This is a genomic window from Phycicoccus avicenniae, from assembly GCF_050496545.1.
In the GTDB taxonomy this organism is placed as follows: domain Bacteria; phylum Actinomycetota; class Actinomycetes; order Actinomycetales; family Dermatophilaceae; genus Phycicoccus; species Phycicoccus avicenniae_A.
The window spans coordinates 203,107-215,562 of sequence record NZ_JBNVZV010000004.1; the positions used below are offsets into that span (position 1 = coordinate 203,107).

General features: G+C 74.6%; 13 protein-coding genes and 1 tRNA gene. 4 read left to right on the plus strand and 10 right to left on the minus strand.

Features of this window, described 5'->3' with window-relative positions:
- The first annotated feature begins 28 nt into the window (after positions 1 to 28).
- Positions 29 to 910 carry a LysR family transcriptional regulator gene (locus tag ACQZ2A_RS05220; RefSeq protein WP_430207975.1) on the plus strand — a complete coding sequence of 294 codons (882 nt, stop codon included), beginning with the start codon at positions 29 to 31 and terminating at the stop codon, positions 908 to 910.
- Between the two features lie 6 nt (positions 911 to 916).
- Here the strand turns inward: ACQZ2A_RS05220 and ACQZ2A_RS05225 are convergent, their stop codons facing one another.
- From ACQZ2A_RS05225 to ACQZ2A_RS05240, 4 genes are all read right to left on the minus strand, one after another.
- Positions 917 to 1,444, minus strand: a complete 528-nt coding sequence (locus ACQZ2A_RS05225) for a universal stress protein (protein ID WP_430207978.1) — start codon at positions 1,442 to 1,444, stop codon at positions 917 to 919.
- Between the two features lie 16 nt (positions 1,445 to 1,460).
- On the minus strand, positions 1,461 to 2,933 hold the full coding sequence (locus tag ACQZ2A_RS05230) for an MFS transporter (RefSeq protein ID WP_430207980.1): 1,473 nt from the start codon (positions 2,931 to 2,933) through the stop codon (positions 1,461 to 1,463).
- Between the two features lie 220 nt (positions 2,934 to 3,153).
- Positions 3,154 to 3,402 carry a hypothetical protein gene (locus ACQZ2A_RS05235; protein WP_430207983.1) on the minus strand — a complete coding sequence of 83 codons (249 nt, stop codon included), beginning with the start codon at positions 3,400 to 3,402 and terminating at the stop codon, positions 3,154 to 3,156.
- 431 nt (positions 3,403 to 3,833) lie between these two features.
- A tRNA-Gln gene (locus ACQZ2A_RS05240) sits at positions 3,834 to 3,912 on the minus strand.
- A 121-nt stretch (positions 3,913 to 4,033) separates the two neighbouring features.
- Here ACQZ2A_RS05240 and ACQZ2A_RS05245 point away from each other — a divergent pair.
- Positions 4,034 to 4,636, plus strand: a complete 603-nt coding sequence (locus tag ACQZ2A_RS05245) for a TetR/AcrR family transcriptional regulator (RefSeq protein WP_430208092.1) — start codon at positions 4,034 to 4,036, stop codon at positions 4,634 to 4,636.
- 29 nt (positions 4,637 to 4,665) lie between these two features.
- Here the strand turns inward: ACQZ2A_RS05245 and ACQZ2A_RS05250 are convergent, their stop codons facing one another.
- Entirely contained in the window at positions 4,666 to 5,475 is an 810-nt protein-coding gene (locus tag ACQZ2A_RS05250) for a methyltransferase domain-containing protein (protein WP_430207985.1), read from the minus strand.
- 88 nt (positions 5,476 to 5,563) lie between these two features.
- Here ACQZ2A_RS05250 and ACQZ2A_RS05255 point away from each other — a divergent pair, with 88 nt between their 5' ends.
- Positions 5,564 to 6,064: a MarR family winged helix-turn-helix transcriptional regulator gene (locus tag ACQZ2A_RS05255; RefSeq protein ID WP_430207987.1), complete on the plus strand. Its 501-nt coding sequence runs from the start codon at positions 5,564 to 5,566 to the stop codon at positions 6,062 to 6,064.
- 11 nt (positions 6,065 to 6,075) lie between these two features.
- Here ACQZ2A_RS05255 and ACQZ2A_RS05260 read toward each other — a convergent pair whose 3' ends face one another.
- Positions 6,076 to 6,867 (minus strand): hypothetical protein, encoded by a 792-nt coding sequence (locus tag ACQZ2A_RS05260; protein WP_430207989.1) that lies wholly within the window; start codon positions 6,865 to 6,867, stop codon positions 6,076 to 6,078.
- Between the two features lie 71 nt (positions 6,868 to 6,938).
- On the opposite strand from ACQZ2A_RS05260, the gene ACQZ2A_RS05265 reads away from it, so the two are divergent.
- Positions 6,939 to 7,496 (plus strand): PadR family transcriptional regulator, encoded by a 558-nt coding sequence (locus tag ACQZ2A_RS05265; RefSeq protein WP_430207992.1) that lies wholly within the window; start codon positions 6,939 to 6,941, stop codon positions 7,494 to 7,496.
- A gap of 12 nt (positions 7,497 to 7,508) precedes the next feature.
- On the opposite strand, the gene ACQZ2A_RS05270 is transcribed toward ACQZ2A_RS05265, so the two are convergent.
- The 4 genes from ACQZ2A_RS05270 to ACQZ2A_RS05285 form a co-directional block, all read right to left on the minus strand.
- A complete protein-coding gene (locus tag ACQZ2A_RS05270; protein WP_430207994.1) occupies positions 7,509 to 9,329 on the minus strand; it encodes an ABC-F family ATP-binding cassette domain-containing protein in 1,821 nt (606 codons plus the stop codon).
- Positions 9,329 to 10,258, minus strand: a complete 930-nt coding sequence (locus tag ACQZ2A_RS05275) for a 4-(cytidine 5'-diphospho)-2-C-methyl-D-erythritol kinase (RefSeq protein ID WP_430207997.1) — start codon at positions 10,256 to 10,258, stop codon at positions 9,329 to 9,331. Before ACQZ2A_RS05275 ends, ACQZ2A_RS05270 begins: the two co-directional genes overlap by 1 nt.
- Before the next feature lie 76 nt (positions 10,259 to 10,334).
- The gene (rsmA, locus tag ACQZ2A_RS05280) at positions 10,335 to 11,207 is read right to left on the minus strand and encodes a 16S rRNA (adenine(1518)-N(6)/adenine(1519)-N(6))-dimethyltransferase RsmA (RefSeq protein ID WP_430208000.1); all 873 of its coding nucleotides are present in this window, start codon (positions 11,205 to 11,207) and stop codon (positions 10,335 to 10,337) included.
- Between the two features lie 85 nt (positions 11,208 to 11,292).
- Positions 11,293 to 12,420: a transglycosylase family protein gene (locus ACQZ2A_RS05285; RefSeq protein WP_430208003.1), complete on the minus strand. Its 1,128-nt coding sequence runs from the start codon at positions 12,418 to 12,420 to the stop codon at positions 11,293 to 11,295.
- Between the last annotated feature and the right edge of the window lie 36 nt (positions 12,421 to 12,456).

Genomic DNA, 12,456 nt, shown 5'->3' on the forward strand with positions numbered 1-12,456 from the left:
GTCGATGCGTGATCCGTATGATGTCGGGATGGACCTGCGCGACCTCGAGTGGCTCGTGGCCCTCGACGGCCTCGGCCACGTCACCGACACCGCGGCCGCCCTCGGCACGAGCCAGCCCACGCTCTCGCGCACCGTCGCCCGCGTCGAGACCGAGCTCGGGACACGGGTGTTCGAGCGTCTCCCCCACGGCGTCGTGACGACGCCCGACGGCAGGCTCGTCGTCGAGGCGGCCCGCGAGGTGACGGAGCGGTGGCGGCGGCTCCGCGCGGAGGTCGACGGCCGGCTCGACCCCGAGGGTGGGGTCGTCCGCCTCGCCTTCCTCGACTCGATGGCGACCTCGCTCGTCCCGCGCCTGCTGCGCGCCTTCCACGAGGAGGCGCCGCGGGTGCGCGTCGTGCTGCGTCAGGAGCCCAACCACGAGATCCTCGCGGACCTGCGCTCGGGCACCTCCGAGCTGGCCGTCACCTCCCCGCGTCCCGACGGACCGTTCGCCTGGCTGCCGCTCCAGGAGGAGCGCCTGGTCGTGGTCGTGCCACCGTCGCACCGGTGGGCCCGCCGCCGGCGGCTGCGCGTGGCCGACCTGGCCGGCGAGGGCCTGGTGACGACACCCGTCGGCTTCGGCTTCCGGACGATCGTCGACTCGCTGCTCGCCGAGGCCGGCGTCACCGCGGACGTGGCCTTCGAGAGCGCCGACCTCGCGACCATCGAGGGACTCGTCGCGGCCGGGCTCGGCATCGCGCTCGTGCCGGAGCAGTTCGCCGGCGCCAGCGGCAGCGTGGGCATCGCCCTGGACGCCCCACGCGCCCGACGGACCATCGGCCTCACGTGGCGCGCCGACCACGAGCTCGCGCCCCCGGCCGCCCGCCTGCTCGCGTTCGTCCGGGACCGGCGCCGCGGCGGCGGGCTCTGAGCGCGGTCAGTCCCGGACGGTGCCGAGGCCTGGGCGCCCGGCGCTCCCGGCGGCCCGGACCGCGGCCCACCCCGCCTTCTCGAGGGCCGTCTCCGGCTCGCCCGAGATGCGAGGCGGCATGACGACGACCGGGCAGGGCGCCGCGTAGACCAGCCGGTGCGCGAACAGCGGCGCGGAGGCCATCGATCGTGGGGCGTCGACGACCAGCAGGTCGGCGTCGCGGGCGGCGTCCAGGAGGGCGCGGCGCCGGTCGCCGCGCACGACGCGCAGCTCGACCCCGTGGTCGTCGCCGAGGACCCCCGAGACGTCGGCGACGAGCCGGCTCGTCGCCTCGGCCTCGGTGGCGGCGCTCGACGGCACGCGGGTCGCGGTGGTGCCCGACGGCGTCGCCTGCGGCCCGGTGGTGCGCCAGGCCCGGACCGCGACGACCCGGCCTCCGCGCAGGGTCGCCTGCTCGTGCGCCCAGCGCAGCGCCGTGGGCGAGGCCGAGCCGGGGCTCACGCCGACGACGATGGTGTAGACGTGCTCGGTCATCGCGAACCTGCCTCTCTCACACCGGGAGCTTGACGGTCTCGTTGCCCTGCTCGTCGTAGCTGGTGAGCGGCGGCGCGATCTCCTCGAGGGACTTGTTCTCGGCGTCGACACCCCACACCCACGCGACGGCGGCCCCGACGAGCATGATCGCGGTCGCGATGAGGTATCCGTAGAACATCGGCGTGCGGTCCTTGCCGTCGCCGATCAGCCAGCCGTAGAAGACCGGGCCGATGGCGCCGAACACCTGGGCGATGGCGAAGAAGTAGGAGATGGCCTGCCCGCGCACCTCGAGCGGGAAGATCTCGGAGACGGTGAGGTAGCCCGCCGACGCGCCGGCCGAGGCGAAGAAGAACGCGACGCACCAGAACACCGTGTGGATGCCCGCCGAGATCGCGTCCTGCTGGAAGAGCCACGCCGAGATCGCCAGCACGACACCGGCGAAGGCGTAGCAGCCGGTGATCATCCGGCGTCGCCCGACCGTGTCGAAGAGCGGCCCGAGCAGCAACGGCCCGAGCAGGTTGCCGATGGCGAACGGGAAGAAGTAGAGCGCGGCCTGCGACGGCGTCTTGTCGTAGAAGTTCTGCAGGACGAGGGCGTAGGTGAAGAAGATCGCGTTGTAGAGGAAGCTCTGCGTGATCATCAGGGTCGCCCCGAGCACGGTGCGCGTCGGGTACATCGAGAAGAACACGTACCGCAGCTGCTTGGGCGTCAGCCCCTCGCGCGGCTTGATCCACATCGCGTCGTCGTCGTGGTGCTCGGGCAGCTCCTTGCCGGCCGCGCGCACCTCGTCCTCGAGGGCGGAGACGACCTTCTCGGCCTCCTCCCCCTTGCCGTGGGTGACCATCCAGCGCGGGCTCTCGGGGATGTGCCGGCGCAGGTAGATGATGCCGAGGCCGAGGATCGGGCCGATGAAGAACGCGATGCGCCAGCCGAGGTTCTGGTCGAAACGCTCGGTGTCGAGCAGGATCGTCGAGGCGAAGGCGCCGATGGCCGCGCCCGCCCAGTACGTGCCGTTGATCGCGAGGTCCACGCGGCCGCGGAAGCGCCCGGGGATCAGCTCGTCGACGGCCGAGTTCACCGCGGAGTACTCGCCGCCGATGCCCATGCCGGAGATGAACCGGAAGAGCAGGAACATCCACATGTTCGGGGCGAGGCCGGCGGCCGCGGCGGCGACGAGGTAGAGCGCCAGGGTGAGGGTGAAGAGCTTCTTGCGCCCGAGGGTGTCGGTGAGCCGGCCGAAGAGGACGGCGCCGAACACCTGCCCGACGAGGTAGACCGTGCCGGCCAGCCCGACGTCCGCTGCGCTCATGTCGAGGGACTTCTCGAAGCCGCCCGCCGCGACGATCTGCGCCTCGAGCCCGTCGAGGATCCACGCGGTCCCCAGGCCGAAGATCACCAGCCAGTGGAACTTCACCCACGGCATGTCGTGCATGCGGGCCGGGATGAGGCTCCTGACCGGCTTGTCCTGCGTCGTCTCCGCCGTCGTCACGGCACGTCCCTTCTCGCGGTCCTCCCCCCGGGGACCCGGGCGGTGGTCCCCCTCGCGCGTCCGCGCCGCCACCGGCGGCGGGCCGTCGTGGGGCGGGCCACCTGCGAACGTAGACCCGCCCCTGCACCGACGGAGGTTCCGGTGCAGGGGCGTTCACACAGGCGCCGCCGCCCCCCTCAGCAGGGATTCAGCAAGGGGCGGCGGCAGCGTGGGGGCAGGGTCAGGAACGCCTGCGCACCGGGACGGACTCGCCGGCGGCGGGCGGACGCCGCGGCGACGGGTGCGTCTTGGCCCGGACGTCGGCGAGGATGCCGACGACGAAGACGCCGAAGGCGGCCCAGCGCGCCCAGATCGGGAGGTACGGTGCCATCGACCCGAGACAGAGGACGAGGGCGAACATCACCACCGCGAGGTAGACGAAGGACCAGAAGGTCCATCGCAGCGTCTGCGTCATCATCTCGAGGTTCATGGCCCCTGCTCCCCGCGGTGTGTGGCGTGTACCACCATCCTGCCGACTCGGCAGCCCGCAGGGGAAGATCCCGACCGAACGTTTGACCGGCGGATCGGCCGAACGGTCGATGCCGGGCCGGCTCGCGTGCACCACCAGCACCACGGGCCCCACCAGCCCCTCGCGCCCCAGCGCTGGTGCCCCCCGAGTGACGACAACCGACGAATGTGTCAGTTGGTGGACGGCTGCTCCACTGCCCGGCGGCAAGTCGTGCTCCACGCCGCGCCCGGGCCGCGCTCCCCGGGTAGGCGCCGCGTCCGCGCGATCGCGGCGCGGCTCCCCGGGTAGGCGCCGCGTCCGCGCGGCACCTCGTTCCTCGGTGCCGCGCTGCCGCTCCCTGGTTCCACCCGGGGAGCGTCGCTGCGGTCGCGCTCCGCGCGATCGCAGCGCGGCTCCCCGGGTAGGAATCGAACCTACGTCGCTTGTCCTGATTCAAAGTCAGGCGGGCCCTACCAGCAGACCAACCGGGGACCGCCGCCCTCACGAGCGGCTCCGACGAGGGTAGTGGAGCGCCGGCCACCCCCGCGCACGGCACAATGTCACGGTGAGTGACGACTCGGGGGCCAAGAAGGGACGGACCTCGCGGTCCCGGATGACGGGGCGCGAGCGCCGCGAGCAGCTGGTCGGCATCGGCCGCAAGCACTTCGCGGACCGCGGCTTCGAGGGCGCCACCATCGAGGAGATCGCCGCCTCGGCCGGTGTCTCCAAGCCGGTCGTCTACGAGCACTTCGGCGGCAAGGAGGGGCTCTACGCCGTCGTCGTCGACCGCGAGATCCAGGCCCTGCTCAGCGGCGTGACCTCCGCCCTCGACGCCGGGACCTCCTCGCGCCAGATCGTCGAGCGCGCCGCCCTGGCCCTGCTCGACTACGTCGAGAACAACGCCGACGGCTTCCGGATCCTGGTGCGGGACAGCCCGGCCGGTCAGGCCACCGGCTCGTTCGCGAGCCTCATGAGCGACATCGCGAGCCAGGTCGAGCACATCCTCGCCGCCCAGTTCAAGGAGCACCGCCTCGACCCCAAGGCCGCGCCGATGTACGCGCAGATGCTCGTCGGGATGATCGCGCTCGTCGGCCAGTGGTGGCTCGACAACCGCAAGTTCAAGAAGCACGAGGTGGCGGCGCACGTCGTCAACCTCGCCTGGAACGGGCTCACCGGGCTCGAGCCGAAGCCGACCCTCACGTCGCGCGAGGACTGACCCCGGGCGCGACGCCGTGGCGCCGGCGCTCAGGAGTCCTTGTGCGCCACCGCGAACACCCGGCGGAACGGGAACAGGACGCCGGCCGAGGTGCGCGGGTAGGCCTCGAGCAGCGCCGCGCCGTAGGGCTCGAGGAAGGCCGCCCGCTCCTCGTCGTCGTCGAGCAGGTCGAGCACCGGGCGCAGCCCCGTGGCGGTCACCCAGGTGAGGACCGGGTTCTCGTCCTCGGCCTCCGGGTCGAGGACGTGGACGTAGGTGGTCTCCCACGCGTCGACCGAGCACCCGAGGCGGGTCAGCAGGCGCAGGTAGGTGGCGGGCTCCCCGACGGACGGGACGTCGAGGGCCGCGGTGAGCTCGCCGCCGCGCGGGTGCTCCTCGGCGGTCTCGCGCATCAGGCGGTGGCTCGGGGCGTCGAAGTTGCCGGGCACCTGGAGCGCGAACCATCCCCCGGGCGCGAGGGCGTCGACCCAGGCGTCGACGAGGTCGAGGTGGCCCGGGACCCACTGGAGGGTGGAGTTCGTGACGACGACGTCGGGCGCCCCGCCGAGCGACGCGGGGTCCCACGCGCGCAGGTCGGACTGGACCCACTCGGCGCGCCCGGCCGTGTCGAGGTCGGTGGCGGCCTCGATCATCGACTCGGCCGAGTCGACGCCGACGACGCGCGCCTCCGGCCACAGGGCGGCGAGCGAGAGCGTGGCCGGACCGTGGCCGCAGCCGAGGTCGACGACGAGCCCCGGGGCATCGGCACCCACCTGCGCCACGAGGTCGGCCAGCGGCCGGGCGCGCTGCGCGGCGAAGCGGCCGTACGCCGCAGGGTCCCAGCTGGGGCTGCTCCTCATGCGTCCTCCTCGACGAGACGTGCTGCCGCCACCGTGCCGCGTGATGTATCTCGATGTCAAGAAACTTGACGGGGAGTAGCATCGCCGCATGCCCGCTGACGACGTCGACCGTATCGTCTCGGCGTGGCGCCGGGAGCGTCCCGACCTCGACGTCACCCCCCTCGAGGTGCTCTCGCGCATCTCCCGCCTGGCCCGTCGGCTCGACCTCGCCCGCGGTCGCGCCTTCGCCGGCACCGGCCTGGACTCGTGGGAGTTCGACGTGCTCTCGGCCCTGCGCCGCACCGGCGACCCCCACGAGCTGAGCCCCGGCCAGCTGGTCAGCGAGACGCTCGTGACGAGCGGGACGATGACCAACCGGGTCGACCGGCTCGCGGCGCGCGGCTTCGTCGAGCGCCACCCCGACCCCGCCGACCGGCGCGGCGTGCTCGTCCGGCTGACCCGCGACGGGATGGCCGTCGTCGACTCCGCGCTCGCCGAGCTGCTGGCCCACGAGCGCGACCTGCTCTCCGAGCTCGAGCCGGCCGAGCGCGAGCTGCTCGCCGACCTGCTGCGCCGGCTCCTGCGGCCCTTCGAGTCCGGCACCGGCTGACCCGGCCCCCCTCAGCCGGAGAGGGCCGCCCGCACCCACGCCAGCACGCGTCCGCCCTCGGACGAGACGGTGGCGTCGTTGCCGACCCCGTCGGTCACGACGTCCCAGCCGTGCCGGTCGCCCTCGAGGCGCCACCGGTCCGCGACCCGTGCCGGTGACGCCGCCACCGCGTCGTCGAGGACGCCCCCGTCGATGCCCGTGTCGCCGTCCGAGGAGACGACGAGCAGCGGCACGGTGGTGGCCCGCCCCGCCTCGACGGCGTCCGGCACCCCCTGCCAGCGGTCCGGCCCGGAGAGGTCGACGACCGCGTCCGCGCCGGCCGCCTGACCCACCCCGAGGGCGCGGGCCCCGCCCATCGACGCCCCGACCACCGCCACCGCGGATGCCCCGCGCGCCCGGGCGGCGTCGACCGCCGCCGCGACCTGACCGCGGGTGTCGCCGGTGAGCGCAGGGGTGCACCGGGAGGCGCCGTGGACGCAGTCGTCGACGGCCAGCGCCAGCACCCCGCGCTCGCCGAGCCAGCGCGCGTAGGGCACCCATCCGCACAGCCCGCCGGCGCCGGTCTGGTGCAGCAGCACCACGGCCACCGTGCCCGCCCCGTACGCCACCGAGGTGAGCGCCGACCCGTCCGCGGCCTCCAGGGGCTCGAGGTCGCCCGGCCCGTCGACGAAGCAGCGCTCGGCGACCGTCGCCGGGGCCGCGGTGGGCAGCGGCGTGACGGTGCGCGACGGTCCGCGCGAGGACCCGTCTCCCGGCCCGTTCCCGGCCCCGGGGCCGCCCGCGCACCCCCCGAGGACCGCCATCGCCAGCACTCCCGTCGCCCACCCGCCCCATCGCATATGTCGACTCTGACATATGGCACTAGCCTGCGTCCATGCCCTCGGACCTCGGCCACGCGCTGCTCGGGCTGCTCGCCCGCCGGCCGTCCACCGGCTACGACCTGGCCCGGCGGATGCAGCGCCCCGTCGGCTGGTTCTGGACCGCGGGCCACAGCCAGGTCTACCCGGAGCTGGCCCGCCTGGAGGCCGACGGCCTCGTCGAGCACGAGGTCGTGCCGGGCCGCGGGCCGCGGGCGACCAAGCGCTACCGTCCGACCGCGGTCGGCACCGAGGCGCTGCGGACCTGGGTCGCCGCCGAGCTCGAGCCCCAGCCGGTCCGCGACCTCGAGGTCCTACGGCTGTGGTCGGTGTGGCTCGTGGACGCCGAGGCGGCGACCGACCTCGTGCGCCGGGTGCGCGCCGGCCACGCCGAGCGGCTCGCGGCCTACGAGGCCGACCTCGCGACGCTCGACGGCGTCGCGGCCGCCCACGACCCGGCGGCCCCCGACTTCGCGAGCCGGCTCACGCTCGTCGGCGGGGTGCTGACGCGGCGGGCCGCGCTGGAGTGGTGCGACTGGATGCTCGCCGAGCTCACCGCCGCCGACCGCCCCTGAACCCGCGCCGAGTCAGCCGACGACGTCGGCGGCCTCGAGCCACTCGAGCTCGAGGACCTCGCGCTCGTCGACGACCTCGCGCAGCTCGCGGTTCAGCCCGAGCACCCGCTCGTGGTCGGTGGCGGCCTCGGCCATCGCGGCGTGGAGGCGGTCCTCGCGCTGGGCCAGCCGCGCCAGCTGCTTCTCGACCCGCGCCATCACCTTGCGGGCCTCGCGCGCCGCGGCGGGGTTCGGTCCGGCGGCCGGGGCGGCGGGCGCCGGGGCCTCACCCGTGGCGGGCACCTCGCGGGTCCCGCCGCCGCGCTCGACGAGCTCGTGGCGCAGCCGGAGGTACTCCTCGACCCCACCCGGGAGGTCGCGCAGCACGCCGTCGCCGAGCAGCGCGAGCTGGCGGTCGCAGACCCGCTCGAGCAGGTAGCGGTCGTGCGAGACGACGACGAGGGTGCCGGCCCAGCCGTCGAGCAGGTCCTCGAGCGAGGTGAGCGTCTCGATGTCGAGGTCGTTGGTCGGCTCGTCGAGGAGCAGGACGTTGGGCTCGTCCATCAGCAGGCGGGTCAGCTGGAGCCGGCGCCGCTCGCCACCGGACAGGTCGCCGACGCGGGTCTGCTGGCGCGGCCCGGTGAAGCCCAGGCGCTGCGCGAGCTGCGAGGCCGAGAGCTCCTTGCGCCCGAGCCGCACGACCGAGCGCACGTCCTCGACGGCCTCGATGACCCGCCGGTCGGCCCAGGCGTCGAGCTCGCGGACCTCCTGGGTGAGGACCGCCATCCGCACCGTGATGCCGACCCTCCGCTTCCCCGCGGCCAGCGGCACCTCGCCCACGAGCGCGCGCAGCAACGTCGACTTGCCGGCGCCGTTGACCCCGACCAGCCCCACCCGGTCGCCGGGGCCCAGCCGCCACGTGAAGCGCTCGAGGAGCACACGGTCGCCGACCGAGAGCCGGGCATCGAGCAGGTCGACGACGTCCTTGCCGAGCCGGGTGGAGGCGAAGCGCATCAGCTCGACGTCGTCGCGCGCCGGCGGCTCGTCGGCGATGAGCGCGTTGGCGGCGTCGATGCGGAACTTCGGCTTGCTCGTGCGCGCGGGCGGGCCGCGCCGCAGCCAGGCCAGCTCCTTGCGCAGCAGGTTGTCGCGGCGGTCGGCGATGACGCCGGCCATCCGCTCGCGCTCGGCCTTGGCCAGGACGAAGGCCGCGTACCCGCCCTCGTACTGGTGCACCCGGCCGTCCTCGACCTCCCACGTCTGCGTCGCGACGGCGTCGAGGAACCACCGGTCGTGGGTGATGACGACCAGGCCGGTGTCCGGCCGCGCGTAGGAGCCGGCGAGGTGCTCGGCCAGCCAGGCGACGCCCTCGACGTCGAGGTGGTTCGTCGGCTCGTCGAGGAGCAGCAGGTCGGGTCGGTCGACGAGCAGGGCCGCGAGTGCCACCCGACGCCGCTCCCCGCCCGAGAGCGGCCCGACGGTGGCCTCCATCCCGCCGACGACGGGCGCGTCGAGGCCGCCGAGCAGGCCGACGAGGACGTCGCGCACGCGCGGGTCGGCGGCCCACTCGTGCTCGGCGAGGTCCCCCAGGACGGAGTCGCGCACGGTGGCCGAGGCATCGAGGGTGTCCTCCTGGGACAGCACCCCGATGCGCAGGCCTCCGGTGCGCGCGACCCGGCCGTCGTCCGGGGCGCGGCTGCCGGAGAGCACCCGCAGCAGCGTGGTCTTGCCGCCGCCGTTGCGGCCGACGACGCCGATGCGGTCGCCGCCGTTCACCCCGAGGGAGACGGCGTCGAGCACCTGGGCGGTGCCGAGGGCCAGGGAGGCGCGCTCGACGGAGACGAGGCTGGCCACTAGTCGACCCGGTGGTGGATGACGTGTGCGCCGTGCACCGGCCCGCTGGCCCGCCGGACGTCGCGGACCGACCCGCTCGCGGTGAGCGCGACGGCGAGGTCGATGCCGGCCTCGGTGCCCTCGACGAGGAAGGCCACGGTGGGGCCCGAGCCGGAGACGACGCCGCCGAGCGCGCCGTACTCCATCCCGGAGGAGAGCACCTCGCCGAGGTCGGGGCGCAGGCTGACCGCGGCCTCCTGCAGGTCGTTGACGAGCTGGGGCGCCAGCTCGTGCGGGTCCCCCGTGCGCAGGGCCGCCATCAGCGCCGGCGTGGCGACGGGTTCGGGCACGTCGGTGCCCTCGCGGAGCCGGTCGCACTCGGCGTAGACGGCGGGGGTCGAGAGGCCGCCGTCGGCGAGCGCCAGGACCCAGTGGTAGGTGCCGCGGGCGAGGACGGGGGCGAGCAGCTCGCCGCGGCCGCTGCCCATGGCGGTGCCGCCGGCGACGAGGAACGGGACGTCGCTCCCGAGCTCGGCCGCGAGCCCCTCGAGCTCCTCGCGGTCCAGCCCCAGGTCCCACAGGTGGTCGAGCGCGACGAGCGTGGCGGCGGCGTCGGCCGACCCGCCGGCCATCCCGCCCGCCACGGGGATGCCCTTGCGGATGGAGATGTGCACCGGCTCGCCGTCGTAGCGGTCGGCGACGAGGCGGGCCGCACGCAGCGCGATGTTGTCGTCGTCGGTGGGCACGCCGTCGGCGAGCGCCCCCGAGACGGTGACCCCCCAGTCGTCGGCCTCCCCGACCGTGAGGTCGTCGTAGAGGCTGAGCGCCTGGTACACGCTGGAGAGCGCGTGGTAGCCGTCCTCGCGGCGCGGGCCGACGAGCAGCTCGAGGTTGACCTTCGCCGGGACGCGCACCGTCACGGGGCCGGGCACGAGCGGGGCCGAGGTCATGGCCTCACCCTAGTCAGACGCACAGGGGCGGAGCGGGCTGGGACTCCTTGCGTCCCAACCGGTCCGTCGGCGGCGCTCAGGAGGGTTCCCGGGCCGCGGCGACGCGCGCGAAGGCCGCGACGTCGAGCTGCTCGCCACGGGTGCGCGGGTCGATGCCGGCCGCGACGAGCGCCGCCTCGGCCCGCGCCGGCGAGCCGGCCCACCCGGAGAGCGCCGCCCGGAGGGTCTTGCGGCGCTGGGCGAAGGCGGCGTCCACGACGGCGAAGACCTCCTCGCGGGTGGCGGTGGTCACCGGCGGCTCGCGGCGGGTGAGCGCGACGAGGCCGGAGTCGACGTTGGGCACCGGCCAGAAGACGCTGCGGGGCACCGTGCCCGCGAGGCGGACGTCGGAGTACCAGGCGGCCTTGACGCTGGGGACGCCGTAGGTGCGCGAGCCGGGGCCGGCCGCGAGCCGCTCGGCCACCTCGAGCTGGACCATGACGAGCACCGTCCGCAGGGTCGGGAAGCGCTCGAGCATCCGGAGGACGACCGGCACGGACACGTTGTAGGGGAGGTTGGCGACCAGCGCGGTCGGGGGCGGTCCGGGGAGCGCGGTGACGGCCAGCGCGTCGGCGGGGACCACCTCGAGGCGGTCGGTGAGTCCCGGGGCGTGCTGCGCGACGGTCTCCGGGAGGGCGCGGGCCAGGGTCGGGTCGACCTCGACGGCCACGACGCGGCGCACGGCGGGCAGCAGCGCGAGGGTGAGGCTCCCGAGCCCCGGCCCCACCTCGACGACCACGTCGTCGGCGTCGACCCCGGAGACCCGGACGATGCGGCGCACGGTGTTGCCGTCGACGACGAAGTTCTGCCCCCACTGCTTGGTCGGGCGGATGCCGAGGCGCTCGGCGAGGCCGCGGATCTCGGCGGCGCCGAGGAGCGCGGCGTCGGGGGCGTCGGTCACGGCCGTCACCCTAGCGAGGGCCGGCACCGCTCCACGACGCGAGCCGCCCGCCCCGGGGTCCGTGGCGGGCGGCTCGTCGTGCCGGTGGGTCGCGTCAGGCGGCGTGGGCGCAGCCCCAGGGGGACAGGCCGGCCTTGGCGTAGTACCGGTTGGCCACGGTGATCTGCTCGGCGCGCGAGGCGAGGTCGGCGCGCGGGGCGAAGTCGTCGCCGCCGTTGGCCAGCCACGAGGGAGTCGCGAACTGGAGGCCGCCGTAGTAGCCGTTGCCGGTGTTGATGCTCCAGTTGCCGCTGGACTCGCACTGGGCGATGCGGTCCCACATCGCCTCGTTGGCGAGGTTGAGGCCGGCGCCGCTGGTGTTGCCCGCGCTCGGCGGCGGGGTCGACGGGCGGGCCTTGGTGCCGACCTTGACGACGGCGTTCTTCGGCGCCGAGACCGTGGTCGCGGACCGCACCGTGGTGGAGGTGAGCTTGCCGTCGACGTAGCGCAGCTCGCGGACGACCTTGCGCGAGCCGTTCTTCCCGGGCGTGACGGTCTTGGACGTGCCCTCGTACATCGAGGAGTCCGACTGCTTCGTCGTGGAGTAGCGGACGGCCTCGGTGGAGGTCTTCGTCTTCGTGACGACGCGCTTGAGGACGATCTTCATGCCGTCGGCGACCGGGGTGTCCAGACCCGGCGCGGCGATGTCGGTCGCGTTGCGGTTGACGCCGAGCTGCCCGAAGACGCCGGAGACCTTGGGGGCCGAGGTGGAGACCGTGCGGGCCTTGCCGTCGACGACGACGGTGACCTTCTTCGGGGTCGTCACGGCCAGGGCCAGGCCGCCGCGGCCGAGGGGCTGCGAGCGGGAGGCGCTGAGGACGGCGCCGTCGGCGCGCACGCCGAGGTCACGGAGCGCGGCATCGACCGTGGTGGCGGTGGTCCAGTACTCCTTGGTCCGCCCGTCCTGGGTCACGACGAGCTTGCGCCCGTAGCGGACCGAGATCCGGTCGCCGTCGCCGATGTCGCTGTCGAGCGACGGCACGACGACGTCGTGCTCACCCACGCGGATGCCCTGCTTGTCGAGCGCGTCGCGGACGGTGGAGCCGAAGACGTGGACCGACTGCGGCGACCCGTCGACCGTGAGGGCGACCGCCTTGTCGAAGTGGGCCACACCGACGGAACCGACGGCGACGGCGAGAGCGGCCGCGCCCTGGGCGGCGTGGCGGATCGAACGCGAGAGCAAGAGGACTCCAGGGGTGGTACGTCCCGGGCACCGGTG